The organism is Mesorhizobium sp. PL10 (assembly GCF_053714315.1).
This window is the reverse complement of the sequence record NZ_JBSKBR010000184.1, coordinates 1-565: the sequence shown is the minus strand read 5'-3', so window position 1 is coordinate 565 and position 565 is coordinate 1. Positions and strand designations below refer to the sequence as shown.

The 565-nt window shown below is 61.6% G+C and carries 1 pseudogene; it reads right to left on the bottom strand.

Features of this window, described 5'->3' with window-relative positions:
- Nucleotides 1-50: 50 nt before the first annotated feature.
- Nucleotides 51-565, bottom strand: a pseudogene (locus tag ACWGTO_RS33765) (transposase); the annotation flags it as partial.

Here is a 565-nt window from a genome sequence, read left to right as displayed (position 1 = left end):
ATGGCTGATTGATTTCGGCGTTGCGTCGGCGGTTTTCGCCGCACTCGCCGTTATGCGGACGCAATTCGCCCCTCGTGCCAGACGAAGCGGGTGAGATTGTAGGCAAGGTTGGCCATGCCGATCTTCGTCCTGGCGCGGGCGATGCCGGTGGTGCGCACGACCAAGCCCATCCTGGATTTCTGCTGCGCGAAGACGTGTTCGACGAATGCGCGGGTTTTCGATCTCCGCCCATTGGCCCGCGACGTCGCCTCGCTCATCGGTCGACCCTTCGGTTTCTTCTGGTGGATGTCAGAGACGTAACCGTTCTTCTCCAGCCACTCCTCGTTCTTTTTCGAGCGATAGGCCGTGTCGGCCCAGACAGTCGAACCGGTGTTGGCGCGGTTAAGGACATTGCGAAGCTGCGCCGTCATAGGCCGCCGCGCTCGTGACGTTCCAGCCGCGGATGAAGCCGTGCCGGCGATCGATCGAGGCATGGTTCTTGTAGCCGAAGGCGGGAATGGCGATGTCGCGTTGCTGCGCCTTTCCCTCTTCGGCGACCTTGGCTTTCGAGAACTTCACCGTCCAG